Below are 21,679 nucleotides of genomic sequence, written 5' to 3'. Positions count from 1 at the left end.
GTTATGGATCCGCGCAGTGAAGTACTGCTTCGTCAGGCTGAGTTATTCCAGGGTTCGGTGCTATTGGCCGGTTTGCCCGCCGATGATTTGCTCGGTCGCCTGCCAGGCGCTCACGGTTGGTGCTGGCATGCCGGTGATCAGGCCGGACTGGATGCGCGCTTTGCCGAGCGCAGCCATTTTGGCGTGAATGCACCTGAACGCGAGTTTGATAGCGCCGTGGTGTTTTTGCCCAAGTCCAAGGATCTGACCGACTACATCCTCAACGCCCTCGCCTCACGCCTGGCCGGGCGTGAGCTGTACCTGGTCGGCGAGAAAAAAAGCGGCATCGAAGGCGCGGCCAAGCAACTCAACCCGTTCGGCAAGCCACGCAAGCTCGACAGTGCGCGGCATTGCCAGCTATGGCTGGTCACTGTGGCCAACGCGCCTGCAGCCAAGCCGTTGGAAAGCCTGGCCCAGACCTATGAATTGCCACTGGCCGAAGGTCCGTTGAAAGTCATCAGCCTGCCGGGCGTGTTCAGCCACGGTCGCCTGGATCGCGGTAGCGCATTGTTGCTGGAACACTTGGACAAACTGCCCAGCGGCCATTTGCTGGACTTCGGTTGCGGTGCGGGCGTTCTGGGCGCCGTCGTGAAGCGTCGTTACCCGCACAATCAGGTCACTTTGCTGGACGTTGATGCCTTTGCCGCCGCCAGCAGTCGCCTGACACTGGCTGCCAACGGTCTGGAAGCAGACGTGATTACCGGCGACGGTATCGATGCGGCGCCCATGGGTTTGAGCGCCATTCTGAGCAACCCGCCGTTCCATGTCGGCGTGCACACCGATTATTTCGCGACCGAGAACTTGCTGCGAAAAGCCGCCAAACATCTGAAAAACGGTGGAGAACTGCGCTTGGTTGCGAACAGTTTCCTGAAATACCAGCCGTTGATCGAGGAGCACCTTGGCGTGTGTGCGATCAAGGCCGAAGGGCAGGGTTTCCGAATCTACCGAGCCAAGCGCGGCTAGAAATTTGTTCTTGCCGAATGGATTTTGCGTAGGCAGAATCCGCTCCGTCCTAGGGGAGTAGTCTCCCACGAGCGCCATGCTCGTCCGGCATACGTCAACATACTTGGTCCTCAGACCATGGCGTATGCGACCCAAGCGACCGCATCAGACGGTTCGCAGGGTTTGACAAGACCTATGACACGCACACCTTACCCGGGGCGGGAAGGCTGTACGTGTCATAGCCGTGTCGACCCGCCCCTTAGGAAAACCCCTGATGCTGGATTCATTACTCGTCCCCACTGCAATCGTTGCCTTGGCCGAAATCGGCGACAAGACGCAACTGCTCGCGCTCATTCTCGCTGCCCGCTTCCGCAAACCGTGGCCGATCATCGCCGGCATCGTCGCCGCGACCCTGGCCAACCACGCGGCCGCCGGTGCGGTCGGCGCCTGGGTTGGCAGTTTCTTCTCGGACGCGATGCTGCACTGGATTCTCGCTGCGAGCTTCGCCGCCACCGCGCTGTGGACCCTGGTGCCGGACAAGATGGATGACGATGAAGCCAGCACCGCGCGCAAGTTCGGGCCATTCCTGACCACGCTGATCGCGTTTTTCCTCGCGGAGATCGGTGACAAGACCCAAATCGCGACGGTGATGCTGGCCGCGCAATATCCAGAACTGTGGCTGGTGATCATCGGCACCACCCTCGGCATGCTGATCGCCAACGTGCCGGTGGTACTGGCGGGTAACTTCGCCGCGGACAAACTGCCATTGACGCTGATCCGTCGACTGGCGGCGTCGGCGTTCTTCATCCTGGCGATTGTTGCGGTGTACAAGGCGATGCAGAGCAGCGGGTGGATTTGACCCGGGGACTGAAATCAATCTGTGGCGAGGGGGCTTGCCCCTCACCACATTTTCAGCGCCTGATCGTCAGAATTTTTTGGCCCGCTCATAAAAAGGCATAACCTTCGGAATGGCCGCCTGCAACGCCTCGATACGACTCGACGACGCCGGGTGAGTACTCATGAACTCCGGCGGTGAACCTTGCGAGACTTTGCTCATTTTGTTCCACAGGGTGATCGCGGCATTCGGGTTGTAACCGGCGCGGGCTGCCAGTTCGAGGCCAATCAGGTCCGCTTCGTTTTCATTGGCGCGACTGTTGGGCAAGGTCATGCCGTAGTTGGCCACGGCGTCTGCCAGGGCCAGGCTGTCCTGTCCCAATCCCAGGAGAGTGCCCGCGCCCTGCTTGGCCATTTCGATGCCATAGGCCTTGGACATCGCTTCACGACCGTGCTCACGCAAGGCGTGGGCGATTTCATGGCCGATGATGGCGGCGATCTCATCGTCAGTCAGTTGCAGCTTGTCGATCAACCCGGTGTAAACAATGATCTTGCCGCCAGGACCACAGTTGGCGTTGAGTTCATCACTCTTGATCAGATTGACTTCCCACTTCCACTGGGCCGCATCTGGACGGAAGGTCGGTGCCTGAGCAATCAGTCGGTCGGCAATCAGCTGTACGCGCTGGGCTTCATTGCTGGTCTTGTCCAGCACACCTTTGTTCGACGCTTCGCCCACAGTCTTCTGATAGGACTGTGCATACATCTGGTCGACTTCTTGCGCGGACAGCATGCTGAACATGTATTGCTTGCGTTCAATGCCCACCGCACCGCCGCTGGTGGTGTTGACCGACTGACAGCCAACGAGCAGCAGCGCTACGCTCAGCGCACTTACAACCAACGTTTTGTTCATTGAAAAACTCCCTGAAAAACATGCCGCGTATCCTAGGCGTGGAAATGTATCCACGCCAGATACTATGGACGTAAGACGCGTAACTCAGGCAAATCTCTCATGGCGGTAGAAAAAATAATCCCCGTCGGTCGGCGCGCCGCAGGCTGATGTCACGACCTTATTGCGGGCAACGCCTCAACCCGGCGTCAAACACTCCGGCCCGTTGAGCTTCGGATCGTTCACCAGATTGGCCAGTACCCGTTCGCGCAACGCCGCCGGCTCGCTGGCCAACAAGGCTTGCAATGTGTGCAGCGGCGTCTCGGGATCAAGCCACGCCGCCTGCCCGGCCTCGTCGAGAATCAACGGGCGGCGCTGACTCGCCGCTGGTTGCGTAATCACCGCAGTGCTCAGCCAGACTTGTTCCTGCACCGGATACGCCTCCCAGATCGCGGCGAAAAACAGCGACGAACCTTCCCCCGGCGTCAACCAGAATGGCCGTTTGCGCGTAGTACCGCGCCACTCGTAGAAACCGTTGGCCGGCAGCAGGCAGCGACGCTCGCGCAAGGCCTGGCGAAACATCGGTTGTTCGGCAACGGTTTCGGCACGCGCATGAGCCGGGGTGCGCGACAGATCCGTCAGCCACGGCGGTGTCAGGCCCCAACGGGCGCGGGCCAGTTCACGCTGGCCGTCGAGACCTGCGCGCAGCATCAACACCGAATCATTGGGGGAAATGTTCCACTGCGCCTGCTGATCGGCGGGAAAACCTGGCAGGGTCGCGAAGTCGCGGTTCCAGCGAAACAGGGCATAACGTCCACACATGGGGCAGCACAACTCTTGATCAAACGAACGCCAGCCTAACAGACCAGCGTGCCGGGGAAGCTCTCCGGTTCATCGCCGGACAGGGGCAGCGCGGCATTGTACGCGGTGATCAGCTCCCGGGCGTATTCGGCCTGATCGTTATCCACCGCGAGGCCCAACAGGCCGAATATCGGCAGTTCACCCGTGGCGCCCACCAGATCGCGACCCACCAGATGCGCCTCGACGCCCTCGCTGGCGAGCATGCCTTGCAGCAATTCGCCTTCCATCAGGTTTTCCGGTTCGTAAATACGCTGCATACATGCCCCTCATTCGTTTTCACTGAAAACTTCGAGATGCCATTCCTCTTCATGAACCTGCAGCACGAATGTTATCGGCCTACAACACACCTGACAGTCTTCAATATAGGTCTGATCGCCACCGGACAAGTCCAGCGTCGTCTCGACCTCTTCACCACAATACGGACATTCATACTGCGTAGTTTCCAGCATCGCGGTCTCCCAGGTGACTTGTGCGTATAATCGCCGGTCTATTTGCAGGGCTATTTTTGTCTGGCTAACTTTTCAGACCGTACCCCGCCGGTTTTCGATCAGAACCTTTACTTACCCTAGCCGTTTCTAACAAGAGAGCATGATGGGCGAATTCGATGCCATCCGACCTTACGACGACAGCGAAGTCCCAGCGGTGCTGGACCGGCTGCTCGGCGACAAGGCGTTTCTAGATATCCTCACCCACTTTCGCTTCCCGCGTTTTGCCGGCACTTTGGGCTGGGCGCTCAAACCTCTTATAGCTCATCGCTTGCGCCGTGAGTTCGCCGGGGTCCATTCGGTCGCCACGCTGCAGGACAAGGTCGAGGTTTACGTCGACCACACCATCGAGCGCGCTACGGACGGTGTCACGTATACCGGCGTCGAGCAGTTCAAGTCCGGCAGCGCTTATCTGTTTATCGCCAATCACCGCGACATCGTGATGGACCCGGCCTTCGTCAACTATGCCGTGTACCACGCCGGCCTGCCGACGCCGCGCATCGCCATTGGCGACAACCTGCTGCAAAAGCCGTTTGTCAGCGACTTGATGCGTTTGAACAAGAGTTTCATCGTGCACCGCTCGATCACCGGTCGTCGCGAGAAAATGGCGGCGTATCAGTTGCTGTCGGCGTACATCAACCACTCGATCCGCAACGATTGCGCATCGATCTGGATCGCCCAGGCTGAAGGTCGTGCGAAGGACGGCGACGACCGTACCGAGTCGGCGATCCTCAAGATGTTCCACATGAGCCGCAAGGACGAGCCGTTCGGCGAGGTCATCCGTTCGCTGAACCTCACCCCGGTGTCGATCAGCTACGAATACGACCCGTGCGATCAGGCCAAGGCCCGCGAGCTCTACATCCGCGCCACCACCGGCAGCTACACCAAGGTGCCGGGCGAGGATGATGTGAGCATTGCCAAAGGCATCACCGGCTACAAGGGCCGGGTGCATGTGAACTTTGCCGCGCCGATTACCGAACTGTTCGATGACACCAAGCAATTGGCGGTCGAGATGGACAAGCAGATCCTCGGTGGGTATCGCCTGTTCCCGGTGCACTACCTGGCTTACGCCATGTGGAAAGACGCCGATCCGCAGTTGTCGGTACCAAAAGCCGCAGAGGTATTTGCCGCCGACGAGCTGGCCAAGGCTCAGGAAGAATGGCAGCAGCGCCTGGACGCTTGCCCCGAGGAACATCGTCCGTTCCTGGTGCTGCAATATGCGACGCCGGTGCGCAATCAATATCGGGTCAAGGCTGGACTGCCGCTGTAAGCAAAAAAAATCGCAGCCTGCGCAAGCTTCTGTAGGAGCTGCCGCAGGCTGCGATCTTTTGCTTCAAAAATTTAAACTTGCGTGCTGATCCACGACACCAAAAGTGCCAGCGCCATGCAGGCAAAACCGAAGATGTAGAAAAACCGGTTCTTGCGCAGGGTTGCCCAATCCAGAACCGGCTCTGCGTTGGGGCTGCTTTGGCGTTGCGCCTGAAGGCTCGCCATCGCGCGTTGTTCGCGGCGACGGGTGGCGTGCAGCAACCAGCCGCCAGGAAAGGCGAAGAGCAAGGCCAGCAGATTGATCAGTTTGGCGGGATGGGCGGTAAACAGCGTCATCAAATGCAGCGACATCTCAAACCTCAAGCGAAAACAGATAGCGCAGGCGCCAGACCGGCGACGGCGGCGCGGATTCTACCCAAAGCCCTCACGCCTGCCCTCCACTTTGCGACAAATAACGAAACAATTGACCAATGGCAGTCCAATCGCAATTGAACGTAGGCGCGCCGAAGGCTGCGATCTTTTGATCTTTTTTTAAAAACAAAATCAAAGGATCGCAGCCTGCGGCAGCTCCTACGGGGCTCGCATTACTCGCCGAGAACCTGACCCACGGTCGGGTCCTTGAACAGACGGGTCAACGCATCGCTCAACACGTCGCCGACCAGTTTGGTGTTGGTTTCCTGGTTCGGCGCCATACCGAAACGCTGGTCCAGGGACGCACCATAACGACCGCTGTAACGGCGGTTGGCGTTCTGTACATCGGAGCGGAACGTCGCGCCAATGGTCGCCTCGGTCACGTACATGCCTTCTTTGGGCGATTGATACTTCAATTCAGCCAGGGTCACGGTGATTTGCGGGGCATTCGCTGCATTGGTCGTCGGGGTAAAGCCCAACAGGCGCACGGCCGCTTCAGCCTGAGCCTGCAACTTCGGCAGAATCTGCGCGCCCTGCACGGTGATCGCGCTGGTTTCCGGATACAGGCCACCGCGGGTCCCCAATGTCGGCGACGGGCGACCGTCTACCACACGCACCACGACAGGCTGACCATGGCCGACAGGGGCCAATTGAGCGGTCAGTTTTGGCTCCGGGTTCAGTTGTTGCGGGCTGTGGGCGCAGCCGACCAGCGTCAAACTGGTCACAGTGATCAAACCGAACAACAGGCGTTGCAACATGCGCTTCTCTCCAGATTCAGGCACAAACAGGCCGGCAGTATAACGGTGCGCCACTGCGGGGAACCAGCGCCCCACTGTGATTGCGGAAATATCTGACAAAACCTTGGGAACGCGGTTCCTGTCACACAGATGTCACCGCCCTTAAACTTGCACGTAACGGCTTGCGCTTATTATTTTTTTCAGAAACCCAAAAGGTACTTCGCCATGCGCTATCTGATCTCGTTGTTCGCACCACGCCCGCTGCATCGCTGTTTCGCCCTGCTCGACCGTAACGGCCACTGCCAGGCATTCAAGCAGTGCAGCCTGCAACCGATGGGTAATGGTTGGGTCGAAATCGAAGAAATCCGACTTAACTGGCTGCATCAGCCTTTGCCTGCCAGCGCCCGCGTCGTTCAGCACCAAACGCGGTCACGGGAGCAGCATCTGCTGACCACCTGACCGAACGCCTAATAAAAGTCATTAAACACGACCATTTCCCTGCGTTTCTTAGATACAATCTCCCCCCGATTATAAGGACGTCTCCTGATCGGGCCTCGCAGCATCGTCAATGCGCTTGTATTGACACCCCGCACCGCCCACAGAGAGCCGCCCACACAGATCGAGTGAAGCTGGCGCGCTTGCTGTTTTGTTGAGCAAAACCTCCACTTTTCGCGAATCTGCAGAGCTGTCATTACGCTCGGTCACTGAGCTGTTTGCCCGTTTTGCCTGCCCTGTATCCCATGGCGGCGATCCATCCGGGCACGGTGCCAGGCTGGGACAGCCCTTTTTTGAGGTTCACGTCTTCAAAAGAGCGTGAAAAAAACGGGTTTTCACAACTTCACAAGAGTGTGGCGAGCAAATGAATAGTTTTGCGTCTGAACATGCACCATTAGCGTCTAGAGCAGCCCAACGACACAGGACCGAGTATTGCGCGAACACCGGAGCCTGAAGCCTGTCCGCTACGGATTTGGTTGCACAAACGGATGTATCGACCATAAGTCGAATTGCCCGCCGCCCGTTGAAATGAGTTCATGTGACTCTTATTAGACCCGGCAGGTAGCGTCCGTCGAAGTTGCAAAAAATTGCGAAGATTCGGACATGGCGATCCTGCCATGGGTACCTGGGGCATCACTGACACGCCCCGTCACTCCTGGCAGCCATGCCGTCAATTTGGTGCTGCAGATTTTGGAGACGCGTTAAATGGCGCATAACGAAGCAGTCGACGTAGTACTGGTTGGGGCCGGCATCATGAGTGCCACCCTTGCAGTACTGCTCAAAGAACTCGACCCCGCGATCAAGCTGGAAGTCGTCGAGCTGATGGATTCCGGTGCTGCGGAGAGTTCGAACCCGTGGAACAACGCCGGTACCGGTCACGCCGGGCTGTGTGAGCTCAATTACACGCCGCAGGCCGCCGATGGCGCCGTCGACATCAAGAAAGCCGTGCACATCAACACCCAGTTCGAGGTGTCGAAGCAGTTTTGGTCGTACCTGACCAAGAAAGGCACGTTCGGCTCGTGCAAATCGTTTATCAGCCCGGTGCCACACCTGAGTTTCGTGCAGGGCGACAGCGGCGTTTCCTTCCTCAAGGAACGCTTCAAGGTGCTGAGCAAGCACCACGCCTTCACCGACATGGAATACACCGAAGACAAGGCAACAATGGCAGAGTGGATGCCATTGATGATGCCTGGTCGCGACCCTGGCGAAACCCTGGCCGCCACCCGCGTGATCAATGGCACCGACGTCAACTTCGGCGCCCTGACCAACCAGTTGCTCAAGCACCTGACCAGCGCACCCGATGCCCAGGTCAAGTACTGCAAGCGCGTGACCGGCCTCAAGCGCAACAATGGCGGCTGGACGGTCAGCATCAAGGACGTCAACAGCGGCAACACCCGTGAAGTCGACGCCAAGTTCGTCTTCCTCGGTGCTGGCGGCGCGGCTCTGCCATTGCTGCAAGCGTCGGGTATCGAAGAGAGCAAAGGCTTCGGTGGCTTCCCGATCAGCGGCCAATGGCTGCGTTGCGACAATCCGGAAGTGGTCAAGCACCACCAGGCCAAGGTCTATAGCCAGGCCGCCGTGGGTTCGCCGCCAATGTCCGTGCCGCACCTGGACACCCGTGTGGTCGAAGGCAAGAAGTCCCTGCTGTTCGGGCCTTACGCCGGTTTCACCACCAAGTTCCTCAAGCACGGTTCCTTCATGGACCTGCCGATGTCGGTTCGTGCCGGCAACATCGGCCCGATGCTGTCCGTGGCGAAAAACAACATGGACCTGACCAAGTACCTGGTCAGCGAAGTGATGCAGTCGATGGAGCAGCGCCTGGAATCCCTGCGTCGCTTCTACCCTGAGGCGAAAGCCGAAGACTGGCGCCTGGAAGTGGCCGGCCAACGGGTGCAGATCATCAAGAAAGACCCGAAAAAAGGCGGCATCCTGCAGTTCGGCACCGAACTCGTTGCGGCCAAGGACGGTTCCCTTGCCGCCCTGCTCGGTGCTTCGCCTGGTGCCTCGGTGACCGTGTCGATCATGCTGGAACTGATCGAAAAATGCTTCCCGAGCCAAACCAAAGGCGAATGGGCCACCAAACTGGCAGAAATCTTCCCGGCCCGGGAAAAGGTTCTGGAAGCCGACGCTGCGCTGTATCACAAGATCAACACGCAGAACAACGTTGCCCTGGAACTGGTTGAAGCCAGCAGCGAGACCGAAAGCTACGCTTGATTCGCTCGCATGAAAAACGCCCCGTTCTCATTGAGAGCGGGGCGTTTTTTTATGCCTTTGAAAGATCGCAGCCTCGCTTCGTTCGATAGCTCCTACAGATCCAGGCGACCCATTTGCAGGAGCTGCCGAAGGCTGCGATCTTTTGATCTTTAACCGCGAGCCTTTTCGATCAGTTCGATGTATTCAGGTGCGTTGCGCTGATCCTTGATCAGGGCAACGAAGTCATTGCCGTGCTCGTCCTTGCCGTTGACATCAAAACCGGCCTCGACGAAGAACGTCAGGAAACGCTCGAAGTCGTCGATGCGCAGGCCACGGTAGGCCTTGATTAGTTTGTGCAGCGATGGAGAAGTGGCGTCGACCGGCTCGAAATCGAGGAACAGCTTGATCTGATCATCGCCGATCTCATCACCAATCACTTGTTTCTTATCTTTACGCATTGCCGACTCCAACTCGCAGACATTACACGGGGCGGGCAGTTTACCCCTGCGCGAGCCCGGCACTCAACGCGAACGAACGCTACCGGTATGCAGATCCGCCCAGACATGGCCATTGGCATAGCTGAGGAACTGGCAATAAACCGTATCGTTACGCAACAAGTCGATCACCACGCGGTACTGAGCCATCGGGTAATACAGCGTCAGGGTTTTGCTCTTGGCGTCGTAGACCGGTTTTTTCAGGCTTTTGCTTTCGCCATCGAAATTGACCAGCACCTGATTGATCGTCGCGCCCTTGCTCAAGGATTTTCCCTTGAGGCGGATCAGGATTGGCGAAGTCACTGGAATCGGTTGCTGATTGGACTGTCGCTGACTGCCGACCACCACCGAGTATTCGGTGACTTGCAGCAACTGTTGCTGCTCTGGCTCGCTGTCACGCAAGTTCAGGTCATCAGGCGGAAGAAACTGAGCATGCATGGGCGCCGGGGCGGCGGCCAAGGGCAAACTGAGGGCCAGCAACAAGGCGGCGCAGCTGCGGATCAAAAGGCTCATGACAGGCTCCGGAGGGCGGGTGTAGGAGCGAGCTTGCTCGCGATGGTGTGTCAGACGACGCCAATGTACCTGACAAAACATCGCGAGCAAGCTCGCTCCTACATGGAGCCGTGCAGGATGCTTACATGCCTTTAACGGCGAAGATCCCGTTGGCGTTACGCCAGTAGCCTTTGTAGTCCATGCCATAGCCGAAGATATAACGGTCAATGCACGGCAGACCGACGAAATCAGCCTTCAAGTCCGGACGGGCCTTGCGGTCGTGGTCTTTGTCGATCAGCACGGCGGTGTGCACTTTGCGGGCACCGGCGTGTTTGCAGAAGTCGATGATCGCGCCCAGGGTGTGACCTTCGTCGAGGATGTCGTCGATGATCAGCACGTCACGGTCGATGAACGAGACTTCCGGCTTGGCTTTCCAGAACAGGTCGCCGCCGCTGGTTTCGTTGCGATAACGGGTGGCGTGCAGGTAGGACGCTTCCAGCGGGAAGTTCAGATAGGTCAACAGCTTGCCGGAGAAAATCAGCCCGCCGTTCATCACACAGAACACCACCGGGTTGCTGTCGGCCATTTGTTCGTTGATTTGCGCACCGACGCGAGCAATGGCCGCCTCGACTTCAGCTTCGGTGTACAGGCAGTCAGCCTCTCGCATGATTTGACGGATATGCTCGAGATCAGCGGACATGGCGCTCTCCAGGGGGGTGGCGGATTCGGAAAAGCGGGCAAAGGTACGCATCAACCGAGGCCAGATCAAGCGTTTGTGGACTAACGTACTCTATGTCTATAGGACAACACCCCGGGATAGATTAATCTACGCCGGTTTTTTTGCCCGCCGCCGGAGCCTTTCCCCATGCCCATCCATGAGATCCGCCACCCGCTGATCCGTCATAAACTTGGCCTGATGCGCCGCGCAGACATCAGCACCAAGAATTTCCGTGAGCTCGCACAGGAAGTCGGCGCCCTGCTGACCTATGAAGCCACCAAAGACCTGCCGCTTGAGTCCTACGATATCGAAGGCTGGTGCGGCACCGTATCAGTCGAGAAAATCGCCGGCAAGAAAATCACTGTAGTCCCGATTTTGCGTGCCGGCATCGGCATGCTTGAAGGCGTGCTCAGCCTGATTCCGGGCGCCAAGGTCAGCGCCGTGGGTGTTGCCCGCAACGAAGAGACCCTGCAGGCCCACACCTACCTGGAAAAACTGGTCCCGGAAATCGACGAACGCCTGGCGATGATCATCGACCCGATGCTCGCGACCGGCAGCTCCATGGTTGCCACCATCGATCTGCTGAAAAAAGCCGGCTGCCGCGAGATCCGCGCCATGGTGTTGGTGGCGGCCCCAGAAGGTATCGCGGCGGTAGAGAAAGCTCACCCTGACGTGATCATCTACACCGCGTCCATCGACCAGAAACTCAACGAACACGGTTACATCATCCCTGGACTTGGCGATGCCGGCGACAAGATCTTCGGCACCAAGCAGAAGGACGCGTGACCATGCAGCAAGAGTTCAACGATCCGCTCTGGCGCACGGTGCTGTCGGGTGCACAGATGCTGTTCGTGGCCTTCGGCGCCTTGGTGTTGATGCCGCTGATTACCGGCCTTGACCCGAACGTGGCGCTGTTCACGGCCGGTTTGGGGACGATCCTGTTCCAGATCGTTACCGGACGCCAGGTGCCAGTATTCCTGGCATCGAGCTTTGCCTTCATCACCCCGATCATTCTCGCCAAGGGCCAGTTCGGCCTGGCCGCGACGATGGGCGGTGTGATGGCGGCAGGTTTCGTCTACACCTTCCTCGGCCTGGCCGTGAAGATCAAAGGCACCGGTTTCATCGATCGCCTGCTGCCACCCGTGGTGATTGGCCCGGTGATCATTTCGATCGGCCTGGCCATGGCACCGATTGCCGCCAACATGGCGATGGGCAAGGCCGGTGACGGTAGCGAGCTGATTCATTACCAGACGGCGATGATGATCTCGATGCCGGCGCTGCTGACCACCCTGATCGTCGCCGTGTTCGGTAAAGGCATTTTCCGCCTGGTGCCGATCATCTCCGGTGTGCTGGTCGGCTTTGCCATGGCGTTCTACTTCGGCGTGGTCGACACGGCGAAGATTGCCGCGGCACCGTGGTTCGCGATTCCGCATTTCACTGCGCCGGAATTCAACTGGCAGGCGATTCTGTTCATCGTGCCCGTGGCCCTGGCGCCGGCCATCGAGCACATCGGCGGTGTGATTGCCGTGGGCAGCGTGACCGGTCGCGATTACCTGAAGAAGCCCGGCCTGCACCGCACCTTGCTCGGCGATGGCATTGCCACCACCGCGGCAGGCCTGTTTGGCGGCCCACCCAACACCACCTACGCCGAAGTCACCGGCGCGGTGATGCTGACCAAGAACTACAACCCGAAAATCATGACCTGGGCAGCGATCTTCGCCATCAGCCTGGCGTTCGTCGGCAAATTCGGCGCACTGCTGCAGAGCATCCCGGTGCCGGTGATGGGCGGGATTCTGTGCCTGTTGTTCGGTTCGATTGCGGCGGTGGGCATGAACACGCTGATTCGCCACAAGATCGATCTGGGCGAGGCGCGCAATCTGGTGATTGTATCGGTGACCCTGGTGTTCGGGATCGGCGGTGTGCTGATCGGCACCGGCACCGGCCCTGACGACTTCGGCCTCAAAGGCATCGCGCTGTGTGCGGTGGTGGCGATTGGTTTGAATCTTTTGTTGCCGGGCAATGACAGCTGGAAGCACAAGAAGGCGGATGAGCCGCTGATCTAAACATCACGCGATACATTTGTGGCGAGGGAGCTTGCTCCCGCTGGGTTGCGAAGCGACCCCAATTTTTCTGCAGGCAATGCAAATTTTGTGAGCGCTACGCGCTCAAGCGGGAGCAAGCTCCCTCGCCACAGGTTGCGGTTTTACAGCACCAACGGTGCTCGCTCGCACAACGTGCTCAACGCCTGCGCCCACTGCGGGTCATCATTGAGGCACGGTACCAGCACCAACTCCTCGCCTCCCGCTTCGCGGAACTGTTCCTTGCCGCGATCACCGATTTCTTCCAGTGTCTCGATGCAATCGGCGACGAACGCCGGGCACATCACCAGAATCTTTTTCACGCCGCTCTTGGCCAACTCATCAAGGCGCGCTTCGGTGTAGGGCTCGATCCATTTGGCCCGCCCCAGTCGCGACTGAAACGACACCGACCACTTACCGTCCGGCAAGCCCATCCGTTTGGCAAACCCCGCTGCGGTGCGCAAGCACTGGCCGCGATAGCAGGTGGCGACCACATCCGGTGGCGCACCCGCACAACAATCGCCGCCACCCTCGAAGCAATGACCCGGATTGAGCTTCTTCAGATGCCGCTCCGGCAAGCCGTGAAAGCTCAGCAGCAAGTGATCGAAATCCTGTTCCAGATGAGGTTTGGCCGAGGCCACCAGCGCATCGATGTATTCCGGCTGGTCGTAGAACGGTTGCAGCACCGACAGCTGCAAGTCGAGCTTGTGCTCCCGCAGAACGCGCTTCGCTTCTTCAATCACGGTGGTGGTGGTGCTGTCGGCGAACTGTGGATAAAGCGGCGCCAGGGTGATGCGCTTGTGGCCGGCGGCTGCCATGCGCACCAGCGTCGTCTCGATCGACGGTTCGCCGTAGCGCATCGCCAACTCGACCGGGCCGTGATGCCACTTGGCGGTCATCGCCTGCTGCAATCTGCGACTGAAAACGACCAACGGCGAGCCCTCGTCCCACCAGATCGATGCGTAGGCATGGGCCGACTGTTCGGGACGCTTGATCAGAATCAGTGACACCAGTAACCGTCGAACCGGCCATGGCAGGTCGATCACGTACGGATCCATCAGAAACTGATTGAGGTAGCTACGCACGTCCGCCACCGAGGTGGAGGCAGGTGAACCCAGATTGACCAGAAGCAACGCGTGATCGGTCATGCAACGTCCTATTTCAAAGGCGACTGGACAACTCGTCCAAAGCCGCACGCAAATCCGTGAACTGAAAAGTGAAACCCGCTTCCAACAGGCGAACCGGGGTGGCCCGCTGGCCACCCAGCAACAACGAAGACAACTCGCCCAGGCCGACCTTCAAGGCCAGGGTCGGCATCGGCATGAACACCGGGCGATGCAGCGCGCTGCCCAGTGTTTTGGCAAACTCGCGATTGCGCACGGGTTCGGGTGCGCACGCATTATAAGGACCGCTAGCGTCACTGCGATGCAGAAGAAAATCAATCAAGGCGATTTGATCGTTGATGTGAATCCACGGCATCCACTGCCGACCATTGCCAATCGGCCCTCCCAGGCCTAATTTGAAAGGCAGCATCAGCCGCGACAAAAAGCCGCCCTCAGCCGATAGAACCAGCCCGGTCCGGATAAGGATGACGCGAATGCCCAACGCTTCGGCCCGCTGCGCGGTTTCTTCCCAGGCGATGCATAACTGACTGGCGAAATCATCGATGACCGGAGGCGACTCTTCGGTCAACTCACGCTCGCCGCCGTCGCCATACCAACCGATTGCAGAACCGGAGATCAGCATCTGCGGTTTCTGCGCGCGGCTTTCCAGCCAGGCCAGCAAGCTTTCGGTCAGGGTGATGCGGCTACTCCACAACAGGGTTTTGCGTTTGTGGGTCCAGAGCCGGTCGGCAATCGGTGCCCCGGCAAGGTTGATAATCGCATCGACCGGTTCCGGCCCGATATCCTCCAGACGGGCGACTCCACGCACTTGAGGACCACAGATTGTCGCGACTTTTTCAGGCGTGCGACTCCAGACGGTCAGGCGATGTCCCTGACTCAACCAGTGCCGGCAAAGCTGACGTCCTATCAAACCAGTACCGCCGGTCAGCAATATGTGCATGACTTCTTCCTCGCGTGGCGTTTTACCTTGTCCATTAGTCTATTTTTATAAGCAGGGATCTTTGGTATCGAGCAGGCTCTATGTTTAACAATAGGCCAAGCTGTCAGAACGAGAACGCTAAAAGTTATACCAAAAAACAATATTGTACAGGTTTAAAGCCCGGCGTAGTCTGTACAGAAAGGTAAACGAGGCCCCTATGACTGTACCTATCGCAATCATCGGCACCGGCATCGCCGGACTCTCCGCTGCCCAGGCCCTGACGGACCTCGGGTACGTGGTTCAACTGTTCGATAAAAGCCGCGGCAGCGGTGGACGCATGTCGAGCAAGCGCAGCGATGCGGGTGCCCTGGACATGGGCGCGCAGTATTTCACTGCCCGTGATCGCCGCTTTGTCACGGAAGTTCAGCGTTGGCAATCCAACGGCTGGGTCGCCGAGTGGACGCCGCAGCTGTACACCTACCATGGCGGTCAACTCAACCTGTCACCGGACGAGCAGACACGCTGGGTCGGCACGCCACGCATGAGCGCGATCACCCGCGCCCTGCTCGGCGACCTTGAAGTGCATTTTGCCTGCCGGATCACCGAGGTTTATCGCGGCGAGGAACACTGGCATTTGCAAGATGCAGAAGGCTTCACCCACGGCCCGTTCAGCCACGTCGTCATTGCCACGCCAGCGCCGCAGGCCACCGCCCTGCTGGCCTCCGCACCGAAACTCGCCGGTGCCGCCGCCGGGGTGAAAATGGACCCGACCTGGGCCATCGCACTGGCCTTTGAAACACCGTTGGAAACCCCGATGGAAGGCTGCTTCGTACAAGACAGCCCACTCGATTGGCTGGCCCGCAACCGCAGCAAGCCCGGACGCGACAACACCCTCGACACGTGGGTCCTGCACGCCACCAGCGCCTGGAGCCGGCAGCACATCGACTTGTCCAAGGAAGCAGTGATCGAACAGTTGCACGGTGCATTCGCCGAACTGCTGCACGACTCCATGCCCGCACCGAGCTTCAGCCTCGCCCACCGCTGGCTCTACGCCCGCCCTGCCAGCAGTCACGAATGGGGCACGCTGGCCGATGCCGACCTGGGGCTGTATGCCTGTGGCGACTGGTGCCTGTCCGGACGCGTCGAAGGTGCCTGGCTCAGCGGTCAGGAAGCCGCTCGCCGTTTGCATGAACATTTGCAGTAGGGAGCATTACACCGAAAAACTTGTACATAAAGTTTGACTTGTACAGCTTCGAATCTAAGATGAAGGTATGTTGTACAGACCAGAGCGTTTGTACAGGTTTAGATTCGAGGTGCTCCGATGCTGCCCACTCCCGCCAAACCGAAAATCGCCATCAGCGCCTGCCTGATGGGTTTCGACGTGCGCTACAACGGCGGGCATAAGGAATCGCGGCTGTGCACCCGCACGCTCGCGGAGTATTTCGAGTTTGTCCCGGTTTGCCCGGAAGTCGCCATTGGCCTGGGCATTCCACGCCCACCGATCCGACTGGTTGGCGATGCGACGCAACCCCAAGCCGTCGGCACAATTGATCACACCTTCAATGTCACGCAGCCGTTGGCCGACTATGGTCAGAAAATGGCGGTGGAACTGGGCGATGCCTGCGGTTACATCTTCATGCAGAAATCCCCGTCCTGTGGTCTGGAACGGGTCAAGGTCTATCACACCAACGGTGCGCCGCTGGATGGCGGTGGCCGGGGAATTTACGCCCAGGCGTTTTGCTTGCAGCACCCGGACCTGCCCGTGGAAGAGGACGGCCGGCTCAACGACCCGGTGCTGCGGGAAAACTTTCTCACTCGAGTATTCGCTTACAGCGCCTGGCAGCAGTTGTTGCAAGAAGGCCTGACCCGGCGCGCGCTCACGGAATTTCACTCACGCTACAAATACCTGCTGATGGCGCACAACCCGGTGCAATACAAAACCTTGGGCAATCTGCTCGGCACCATGGGCCATACCGATCCGCAAGAACTTGGCCCCCGCTATTTCAGCGAGCTGATGGCGGCCCTGAAAAAATGTGCCACACGCCGCACCCACACCAACGTGTTGCAACACCTCAGCGGCTATCTGAAGCGGGCCATCAGTGGCGAAGACAAACAAGAGATGCAACACCTGATCAGCCAGTATCACCAAGGCATCGTGCCTTTGGTGGTGCCGCTGACGCTACTTAAACATCACCTGCGCCAACACCCCGATCCCTACCTCGCGCAGCAGGTCTACCTGCAACCGCACCCCGAAAACCTCAGCCTGCGAAACGCCCTCTAATGAAAGCCCCGCTCGACACCAGCGCCCGTGAAGACCTCGGCGACGACTTTAAAAAAGCCCTGGATGAAGGCTGGCTGCCGATCCGTGAAGTGTCGCGCCAGACCGGTGTCAATGCCGTGACATTACGAGCCTGGGAACGGCGCTACGGCCTCATCGTGCCCCAACGCACACCCAAGGGGCACCGCCTGTTCTCTGCCGAACATGTGCAGCGTATCCAGGCCATTGTTACCTGGCTCAACCGTGGGGTGGCCGTCAGCCAGGTCAAGCAATTGCTCGATACGCCGCAGACGTTGAGCGAAGCCGTGGACAACGACTGGCACGCGCTGTTGCAGACGCTGGTGCACGCGGTCACCCGGCTCAACGAGCGCACCCTTGATGACACTGTTAATCAGGCAATGGCGCTGTATCCGCCGCGCACGTTATGTGAGCAACTGCTGATGCCGTTGCTGGTCGTTCTGGAGCAGCGCTGGCAAGGCCAGTTCGGTGAGCAGATGGAGCGCACGTTTTTTTGTTCCTGGCTCCGCAGCAAATTCGGCGCACGCATCTACCATAACAATCGTCAGTTGCGCACCGCGCCGCTGCTGCTGATCAATCAGTCTGACCTGCCGCTGGAACCGAACCTGTGGCTGACGGCCTGGTTGATCAGCAGCGTCGATTGCCCGGTGGAAGTATTCGACTGGCCGCTGCCGGTCGGTGAACTCGCCCTGGCGGTTGACCATCTGCAAGCCCGTGGCGTCCTGCTGTATTCCAGCAAGGCCATGAACCTGGGGCAGTTGCCGAAACTTTTCAAAGGTGTCGGCTGCCCAAAAATGATTGCCGGACCAACGGTGTGCATCCACCACGCCGAGTTGTCAGCAAGACTTACCGATATCGCTCATTTGTACCTGGCCGAAGATCCCTTGGCGGCACATCAGGTACTGGTTCAGCGTGGGTTGATTTAAATGAACAGCGTGAATAAGACGATGCAATTGATCTGGCTGCGCAGCGACTTGCGCCTCCATGACAACACCGCCCTCTCGGCCGCCGCCGCTCGCGGACCGAGTGTGGCGGTGTATCTGCTGAGTCCCCAGCAATGGCTGGAGCATGACGACGCCCCCTGCAAAGTGGATTTCTGGCTGCGCAATCTGGCGCAGTTGAGCCATGCACTGGGTCAACTGAATATCCCCCTGCTGATCCGCACCGCCCCGCGCTGGGATGAGGCGCCAGCGGTATTACTCGACTTGTGCCGTCAGTTGCAGATCGACGCACTGCACCTCAACGACGAATACGGCGTCCATGAAACCAGGCGGGATGCCGCGGTCGCCAGCGCCCTGAAAGCCGAAGGCATCGAAGTACACCGCTACCTCGATCAACTGCTGTTTCAGCCCGGCAGCGTACTGACCAAAACCGGCAGCTACTTTCAGGTCTTCAGCCAGTTCCGCAAAGTCTGTTATGAACGGCTGCATCATTCGCTGCCCCATCTCGTGCACGCGCCAAATGCACAAACGCCGCTGGACATCACCAGCGACGCTGTTCCCTCAACCATCACAGGATTCCCCACACCCAGCGCCAGCCTGCACAACCTGTGGCCCGCCGGTGAGACCGAAGCCCGCCGTCGCCTCGACATCTTTACCGATGCGCAGATCGATCACTACGAAAGCGAACGGGACTTCCCGGCGAAACCCGGCACCAGCCAACTCTCGCCCTACCTCGCCGCCGGAGTGATTTCTCCCCGCCAATGCCTGCACGCAGCACTGCAAAGCAATCGGGGTGAGTTTGAGAGCGGAAGTGCCGGTGCAGTGACCTGGATCAACGAACTGCTGTGGCGCGAGTTCTATAAACACATTCTGGTGGGTTATCCACGGGTTTCCCGACACCGGGCGTTTCGCCCCGAAACCGAAGCCCTGGCGTGGCGCGACGCCCCCGATGACCTCGCCGCCTGGCAAGAAGCACGTACCGGTCTGCCGATTATTGACGCCGCCATGCGCCAACTGCTGGAAACCGGCTGGATGCACAACCGACTGCGCATGGTGGTGGCAATGTTTCTGAGCAAAAACCTGTTGATCGACTGGCGTGAAGGCGAGCGCTTTTTCATGCGTCACCTGATCGATGGCGACCTGGCCGCGAACAATGGCGGCTGGCAGTGGAGTTCGTCCACTGGTACGGACTCAGCGCCTTACTTCCGGATTTTCAACCCGCTGAGCCAGTCGGAAAAATTCGATCCGCAGGGCGTGTTCATCAAGCACTGGCTGCCGGCGTTGGCCGATTTGAATAAAAAAGAGGTGCATAACCCTGCCAATGTTGGCGGTTTGTTCGGTGCGGTCGACTACCCGACACCCATCGTCGATTTGGGCACTTCCCGCACCCGCGCACTGACCGCGTTCAAGAACCTGCCAGCACGAACACCGGTTACTGAACCGTTTGGGGAGCGCGCTTGAGTAATTCCCCGCGGCGATCCGTAGAGATGAGCAAAAAACAATTGGACTGGGCCGATGCCTGGCTGAACAGGAGATTGGGATGAGTCGTACACCTCCACGGCGATATTGGCTGACGGGCGCCAGCAACGGAATTGGCGCCGCACTGGCTGAGGAAATCTTGAAAACCGGCGCGCACCTGGCCTTCAGTTCACGCTCTGCAACATCGCTGAAAGTCATGTCGCAACGATATCCCGGACAAGTGCTGGCGCTGGCCGCAGATCTGACCAACAGTCAGACCGTGCGCGAGATCGGCGAGCAAATTGCCGAAGACTGGGGCTCGCTGGACACAGTCATCCTCAATGCCGGTACCTGCGAATATGTGGACGCCCGGCAGTTCGACGCGACAATCGTCGAGCATGTGGTGCGGACCAATCTGCTTGCCAGCAGCTATTGCATCGAAACCGCCGTGCCACTCTTGCGCGCCGGCACCGCCCCACATCTGGTGGCGATGGCCAGTGCCGTGACGTACCTGCCACTGCCCCGAGCCGAAGCAAATGGCGCCTCGAAGGCAGGTTTACGTCACCTTTTTGAGTCCCGGCGCATTGATCTCGCCCCTGAAGGCATCGAAGTCACCGTGATCAACCCCGGATTCGTCGAACCATCGCAGACGGGTAAAAGTGACTTCTCCATGCCGCTCAGTTGGCCCGTGGAAAAAGCCGCGCGGCACATTCTCGAACAGCTCAAGGATCGCCCGCTGGAAATCACTTTTCCCGCGGCATTCATGGCGACTCTGTGGCCACTGTCCAGATTGCCTGACACGGTGAAACTGGACATCGGCAAGCGCATGGTGCGCAGCAACCCGCCGATCAAGGATTAGCGGCCGGGTCATCACTTGCGAAGTCGGCGTCCGTCAGAGCTTTCACACAGTTCAGGGGGACTGGCTTACACTGCGCGCCATGAAAACCATCCCCCACACGCAAATCGCGGAACCCGCGGTCACCTGCTCGACCTGCGCAGCCTGCTGCTGCCAGCTCGAAGTCATGCTGATCACCGACACGGGTGTGCCTGAACGGTTCATCGATACCGATGACTGGGGCGGGGAAGTCATGCTGCGTCTGGACGACGGCTGGTGCGCTGCGCTCGATCGCAACACGATGATGTGCACCATCTACGAAAAACGCCCGCTGATCTGCCGGGAATTCGAGATGGGTGCACCGGAATGCATTGAGGAACGCCAAGGAATTTCCACAGCGTATCGCTGAAAGCTCAGTCACAGCAGAACGCCTGTAGGAGCGAGCTTGCTCGCGATAGCAATGCGTCAGTCAGCATCAATGCCGAATCTGAAATCGCCATCGCGAGCAAGCTCGTTCCTACAGGGGGTCATACCATTTTTTGGCCCGGTGCCTACAACGGCATCGTGTAATGCAATGCGTAACTTTCTACACCATCGTTCGGGGTCGTGAGCCCGGCGTTGGAATAGTGCGTCGCGCGCACCCCGACTTCGTGTCCACCCGCAAAGCGCAAGCCGACACCGAAGCGGTCTTCAAACTGGAAGGCGCTGCCCAGATCGTTGCTTTCGACTTCAGTGCTGGCAAACGCCGCCACACCAATCCCAAACTCAATGTAGGGTTTGACGTTCTGTCCGGAAAATTCATAAACAAGCACAGGCGAGAACGAAAGGCTGTGGTTACTGGATGTCTCTTCACCGTCCCAATAGGTGTAGGCGCCGTCCCAATAACCGGTCAGACGACCCACGTCGCTCTGCCACCAGCTCTGGTCCCAATCGAATTGCATCCCCAATCGATAGGTCATGGTCGACTCGCCGGTTTGCCCCACCGCAAACTCCACACCTGCCGCTTGAGCGGTAAAACTGTGCCCCATCAGTGCGGCCGCAATCGCGGCCAAGCAGAATAGTCGCCTCACTAGAAACTTCCTTTTCCGAACGATTTCGTATGGTTATTTTGTTGCCTTACCCTGCAAAGCTATAGAAGGCGGCGATTAATCAGAAGTTCATCCGACTTTTCG

General features: G+C 58.8%; 25 protein-coding genes and 1 riboswitch. Of the genes, 13 read left to right on the top strand and 12 right to left on the bottom strand.

The genetic code is table 11. The annotated features are described in order from the left end of the window. Positions 1–3: 3 nt before the first annotated feature. Together QYH43_RS14330 and QYH43_RS14325 are read left to right on the top strand one after the other, a co-directional pair. Positions 4–1,002: a class I SAM-dependent methyltransferase gene (locus tag QYH43_RS14330; RefSeq protein WP_095059962.1), complete on the top strand. Its 999-nt coding sequence runs from the start codon at positions 4–6 to the stop codon at positions 1,000–1,002. 40 nt (positions 1,003–1,042) lie between these two features. Beyond that, a riboswitch (yybP-ykoY riboswitch) is annotated at positions 1,043–1,165 on the top strand. A 90-nt stretch (positions 1,166–1,255) separates the two neighbouring features. Then, complete coding sequence (locus tag QYH43_RS14325; protein WP_095059964.1) at positions 1,256–1,840, top strand: TMEM165/GDT1 family protein; 585 nt, start codon at positions 1,256–1,258, stop codon at positions 1,838–1,840. A gap of 66 nt (positions 1,841–1,906) precedes the next feature. On the opposite strand, the gene QYH43_RS14320 is transcribed toward QYH43_RS14325, so the two are convergent. The 4 genes from QYH43_RS14320 to QYH43_RS14305 form a co-directional block, all read right to left on the bottom strand. After that, positions 1,907–2,725: a M48 family metallopeptidase gene (locus QYH43_RS14320; protein WP_095059967.1), complete on the bottom strand. Its 819-nt coding sequence runs from the start codon at positions 2,723–2,725 to the stop codon at positions 1,907–1,909. A gap of 174 nt (positions 2,726–2,899) precedes the next feature. Then, positions 2,900–3,523 carry an SOS response-associated peptidase gene (locus QYH43_RS14315; protein WP_095059969.1) on the bottom strand — a complete coding sequence of 208 codons (624 nt, stop codon included), beginning with the start codon at positions 3,521–3,523 and terminating at the stop codon, positions 2,900–2,902. A gap of 35 nt (positions 3,524–3,558) precedes the next feature. Further along, positions 3,559–3,819 (bottom strand): DUF2007 domain-containing protein, encoded by a 261-nt coding sequence (locus QYH43_RS14310; RefSeq protein WP_095059971.1) that lies wholly within the window; start codon positions 3,817–3,819, stop codon positions 3,559–3,561. A gap of 9 nt (positions 3,820–3,828) precedes the next feature. Further along, positions 3,829–4,011, bottom strand: coding sequence for a CPXCG motif-containing cysteine-rich protein (locus QYH43_RS14305; RefSeq protein WP_223536451.1), 183 nt, complete (start codon positions 4,009–4,011; stop codon positions 3,829–3,831). 139 nt (positions 4,012–4,150) lie between these two features. On the opposite strand from QYH43_RS14305, the gene QYH43_RS14300 reads away from it, so the two are divergent. Then, the gene (locus QYH43_RS14300; protein WP_095059975.1) at positions 4,151–5,317 is read left to right on the top strand and encodes a 1-acyl-sn-glycerol-3-phosphate acyltransferase; all 1,167 of its coding nucleotides are present in this window, start codon (positions 4,151–4,153) and stop codon (positions 5,315–5,317) included. Between the two features lie 71 nt (positions 5,318–5,388). Here QYH43_RS14300 and QYH43_RS14295 read toward each other — a convergent pair whose 3' ends face one another. Both QYH43_RS14295 and QYH43_RS14290 read right to left on the bottom strand, forming a co-directional pair. After that, positions 5,389–5,667: a hypothetical protein gene (locus QYH43_RS14295; RefSeq protein ID WP_095059977.1), complete on the bottom strand. Its 279-nt coding sequence runs from the start codon at positions 5,665–5,667 to the stop codon at positions 5,389–5,391. 233 nt (positions 5,668–5,900) lie between these two features. After that, entirely contained in the window at positions 5,901–6,485 is a 585-nt protein-coding gene (locus tag QYH43_RS14290; RefSeq protein ID WP_095059978.1) for a YajG family lipoprotein, read from the bottom strand. A 204-nt stretch (positions 6,486–6,689) separates the two neighbouring features. Between QYH43_RS14290 and QYH43_RS14285 the strand changes: the two genes are divergently transcribed. Together QYH43_RS14285 and mqo are read left to right on the top strand one after the other, a co-directional pair. After that, positions 6,690–6,923, top strand: coding sequence for a hypothetical protein (locus QYH43_RS14285; RefSeq protein ID WP_095059980.1), 234 nt, complete (start codon positions 6,690–6,692; stop codon positions 6,921–6,923). Between the two features lie 741 nt (positions 6,924–7,664). Next, the gene (gene mqo / locus QYH43_RS14280) at positions 7,665–9,173 is read left to right on the top strand and encodes a malate dehydrogenase (quinone) (RefSeq protein ID WP_095059982.1); all 1,509 of its coding nucleotides are present in this window, start codon (positions 7,665–7,667) and stop codon (positions 9,171–9,173) included. Positions 9,174–9,322: 149 nt separating this feature from the next. Here the strand turns inward: mqo and QYH43_RS14275 are convergent, their stop codons facing one another. The 3 genes from QYH43_RS14275 to QYH43_RS14265 form a co-directional block, all read right to left on the bottom strand. Further along, positions 9,323–9,610, bottom strand: a complete 288-nt coding sequence (locus QYH43_RS14275; RefSeq protein ID WP_095059984.1) for a PA4642 family protein — start codon at positions 9,608–9,610, stop codon at positions 9,323–9,325. 63 nt (positions 9,611–9,673) lie between these two features. Continuing rightward, a complete protein-coding gene (locus tag QYH43_RS14270) occupies positions 9,674–10,159 on the bottom strand; it encodes a hypothetical protein (protein ID WP_301157254.1) in 486 nt (161 codons plus the stop codon). Positions 10,160–10,280: 121 nt separating this feature from the next. Then, positions 10,281–10,838 carry a hypoxanthine-guanine phosphoribosyltransferase gene (locus QYH43_RS14265; protein ID WP_046041880.1) on the bottom strand — a complete coding sequence of 186 codons (558 nt, stop codon included), beginning with the start codon at positions 10,836–10,838 and terminating at the stop codon, positions 10,281–10,283. A gap of 165 nt (positions 10,839–11,003) precedes the next feature. Here QYH43_RS14265 and upp point away from each other — a divergent pair, with 165 nt between their 5' ends. Next, positions 11,004–11,642, top strand: a complete 639-nt coding sequence (gene upp / locus QYH43_RS14260) for a uracil phosphoribosyltransferase (RefSeq protein ID WP_095059988.1) — start codon at positions 11,004–11,006, stop codon at positions 11,640–11,642. Between the two features lie 2 nt (positions 11,643–11,644). After that, positions 11,645–12,919 (top strand): uracil-xanthine permease family protein, encoded by a 1,275-nt coding sequence (locus QYH43_RS14255; RefSeq protein WP_301157253.1) that lies wholly within the window; start codon positions 11,645–11,647, stop codon positions 12,917–12,919. Positions 12,920–13,059: 140 nt separating this feature from the next. Here the strand turns inward: QYH43_RS14255 and hemH are convergent, their stop codons facing one another. Both hemH and QYH43_RS14245 read right to left on the bottom strand, forming a co-directional pair. Beyond that, a complete protein-coding gene (hemH, locus tag QYH43_RS14250; protein WP_301157252.1) occupies positions 13,060–14,082 on the bottom strand; it encodes a ferrochelatase in 1,023 nt (340 codons plus the stop codon). Between the two features lie 13 nt (positions 14,083–14,095). Continuing rightward, positions 14,096–14,998 carry a TIGR01777 family oxidoreductase gene (locus QYH43_RS14245; RefSeq protein WP_301157251.1) on the bottom strand — a complete coding sequence of 301 codons (903 nt, stop codon included), beginning with the start codon at positions 14,996–14,998 and terminating at the stop codon, positions 14,096–14,098. Between the two features lie 196 nt (positions 14,999–15,194). Here QYH43_RS14245 and QYH43_RS14240 point away from each other — a divergent pair, with 196 nt between their 5' ends. From QYH43_RS14240 to QYH43_RS14215, 6 genes are all read left to right on the top strand, one after another. Continuing rightward, positions 15,195–16,181 carry an NAD(P)/FAD-dependent oxidoreductase gene (locus QYH43_RS14240; RefSeq protein ID WP_301157250.1) on the top strand — a complete coding sequence of 329 codons (987 nt, stop codon included), beginning with the start codon at positions 15,195–15,197 and terminating at the stop codon, positions 16,179–16,181. A 117-nt stretch (positions 16,182–16,298) separates the two neighbouring features. Further along, positions 16,299–17,258, top strand: coding sequence for a DUF523 and DUF1722 domain-containing protein (locus QYH43_RS14235; protein ID WP_301157249.1), 960 nt, complete (start codon positions 16,299–16,301; stop codon positions 17,256–17,258). After that, on the top strand, positions 17,258–18,199 hold the full coding sequence (locus tag QYH43_RS14230; protein ID WP_095152874.1) for a MerR family transcriptional regulator: 942 nt from the start codon (positions 17,258–17,260) through the stop codon (positions 18,197–18,199). The genes QYH43_RS14235 and QYH43_RS14230 overlap by 1 nt, the downstream gene beginning before the upstream one ends. A 21-nt stretch (positions 18,200–18,220) precedes the next feature. Beyond that, positions 18,221–19,675 carry a deoxyribodipyrimidine photo-lyase gene (gene phrB / locus QYH43_RS14225; protein WP_095152876.1) on the top strand — a complete coding sequence of 485 codons (1,455 nt, stop codon included), beginning with the start codon at positions 18,221–18,223 and terminating at the stop codon, positions 19,673–19,675. A gap of 79 nt (positions 19,676–19,754) precedes the next feature. Beyond that, on the top strand, positions 19,755–20,531 hold the full coding sequence (locus tag QYH43_RS14220) for an SDR family oxidoreductase (RefSeq protein WP_301157248.1): 777 nt from the start codon (positions 19,755–19,757) through the stop codon (positions 20,529–20,531). Positions 20,532–20,610: 79 nt separating this feature from the next. Continuing rightward, positions 20,611–20,916, top strand: coding sequence for a YkgJ family cysteine cluster protein (locus QYH43_RS14215; protein WP_056726267.1), 306 nt, complete (start codon positions 20,611–20,613; stop codon positions 20,914–20,916). A 142-nt stretch (positions 20,917–21,058) separates the two neighbouring features. On the opposite strand, the gene QYH43_RS14210 is transcribed toward QYH43_RS14215, so the two are convergent. Beyond that, positions 21,059–21,577 carry an acyloxyacyl hydrolase gene (locus tag QYH43_RS14210; protein ID WP_095152952.1) on the bottom strand — a complete coding sequence of 173 codons (519 nt, stop codon included), beginning with the start codon at positions 21,575–21,577 and terminating at the stop codon, positions 21,059–21,061. Positions 21,578–21,679 lie beyond the last annotated feature (102 nt).

Source organism: Pseudomonas sp. C32 (genome assembly GCF_030417915.1).
Classification (GTDB): domain Bacteria; phylum Pseudomonadota; class Gammaproteobacteria; order Pseudomonadales; family Pseudomonadaceae; genus Aquipseudomonas.
The sequence above is the reverse complement of the archived record's forward strand: the minus strand, read 5'-3'. Positions and strand labels throughout refer to the sequence as shown.

What these genes read in the sequence shown, in the direction of transcription:
- QYH43_RS14330 (WP_095059962.1), top strand. Translation starts at nt 4, where the DNA reads ATGGATCCGCGCAGTGAAGTACTGCTTCGTCAGGCTGAGTTATTCCAG.
- QYH43_RS14325 (WP_095059964.1), top strand. Translation starts at nt 1,256, where the DNA reads ATGCTGGATTCATTACTCGTCCCCACTGCAATCGTTGCCTTGGCCGAA.
- QYH43_RS14320 (WP_095059967.1), bottom strand. Translation starts at nt 2,725, where the DNA reads ATGAACAAAACGTTGGTTGTAAGTGCGCTGAGCGTAGCGCTGCTGCTC.
- QYH43_RS14315 (WP_095059969.1), bottom strand. Translation starts at nt 3,523, where the DNA reads ATGTGTGGACGTTATGCCCTGTTTCGCTGGAACCGCGACTTCGCGACC.
- QYH43_RS14310 (WP_095059971.1), bottom strand. Translation starts at nt 3,819, where the DNA reads ATGCAGCGTATTTACGAACCGGAAAACCTGATGGAAGGCGAATTGCTG.
- QYH43_RS14305 (WP_223536451.1), bottom strand. Translation starts at nt 4,011, where the DNA reads ATGCTGGAAACTACGCAGTATGAATGTCCGTATTGTGGTGAAGAGGTC.
- QYH43_RS14300 (WP_095059975.1), top strand. Translation starts at nt 4,151, where the DNA reads ATGATGGGCGAATTCGATGCCATCCGACCTTACGACGACAGCGAAGTC.
- QYH43_RS14295 (WP_095059977.1), bottom strand. Translation starts at nt 5,667, where the DNA reads ATGTCGCTGCATTTGATGACGCTGTTTACCGCCCATCCCGCCAAACTG.
- QYH43_RS14290 (WP_095059978.1), bottom strand. Translation starts at nt 6,485, where the DNA reads ATGTTGCAACGCCTGTTGTTCGGTTTGATCACTGTGACCAGTTTGACG.
- QYH43_RS14285 (WP_095059980.1), top strand. Translation starts at nt 6,690, where the DNA reads ATGCGCTATCTGATCTCGTTGTTCGCACCACGCCCGCTGCATCGCTGT.
- mqo (WP_095059982.1), top strand. Translation starts at nt 7,665, where the DNA reads ATGGCGCATAACGAAGCAGTCGACGTAGTACTGGTTGGGGCCGGCATC.
- QYH43_RS14275 (WP_095059984.1), bottom strand. Translation starts at nt 9,610, where the DNA reads ATGCGTAAAGATAAGAAACAAGTGATTGGTGATGAGATCGGCGATGAT.
- QYH43_RS14270 (WP_301157254.1), bottom strand. Translation starts at nt 10,159, where the DNA reads ATGAGCCTTTTGATCCGCAGCTGCGCCGCCTTGTTGCTGGCCCTCAGT.
- QYH43_RS14265 (WP_046041880.1), bottom strand. Translation starts at nt 10,838, where the DNA reads ATGTCCGCTGATCTCGAGCATATCCGTCAAATCATGCGAGAGGCTGAC.
- upp (WP_095059988.1), top strand. Translation starts at nt 11,004, where the DNA reads ATGCCCATCCATGAGATCCGCCACCCGCTGATCCGTCATAAACTTGGC.
- QYH43_RS14255 (WP_301157253.1), top strand. Translation starts at nt 11,645, where the DNA reads ATGCAGCAAGAGTTCAACGATCCGCTCTGGCGCACGGTGCTGTCGGGT.
- hemH (WP_301157252.1), bottom strand. Translation starts at nt 14,082, where the DNA reads ATGACCGATCACGCGTTGCTTCTGGTCAATCTGGGTTCACCTGCCTCC.
- QYH43_RS14245 (WP_301157251.1), bottom strand. Translation starts at nt 14,998, where the DNA reads ATGCACATATTGCTGACCGGCGGTACTGGTTTGATAGGACGTCAGCTT.
- QYH43_RS14240 (WP_301157250.1), top strand. Translation starts at nt 15,195, where the DNA reads ATGACTGTACCTATCGCAATCATCGGCACCGGCATCGCCGGACTCTCC.
- QYH43_RS14235 (WP_301157249.1), top strand. Translation starts at nt 16,299, where the DNA reads ATGCTGCCCACTCCCGCCAAACCGAAAATCGCCATCAGCGCCTGCCTG.
- QYH43_RS14230 (WP_095152874.1), top strand. Translation starts at nt 17,258, where the DNA reads ATGAAAGCCCCGCTCGACACCAGCGCCCGTGAAGACCTCGGCGACGAC.
- phrB (WP_095152876.1), top strand. Translation starts at nt 18,221, where the DNA reads ATGCAATTGATCTGGCTGCGCAGCGACTTGCGCCTCCATGACAACACC.
- QYH43_RS14220 (WP_301157248.1), top strand. Translation starts at nt 19,755, where the DNA reads ATGAGTCGTACACCTCCACGGCGATATTGGCTGACGGGCGCCAGCAAC.
- QYH43_RS14215 (WP_056726267.1), top strand. Translation starts at nt 20,611, where the DNA reads ATGAAAACCATCCCCCACACGCAAATCGCGGAACCCGCGGTCACCTGC.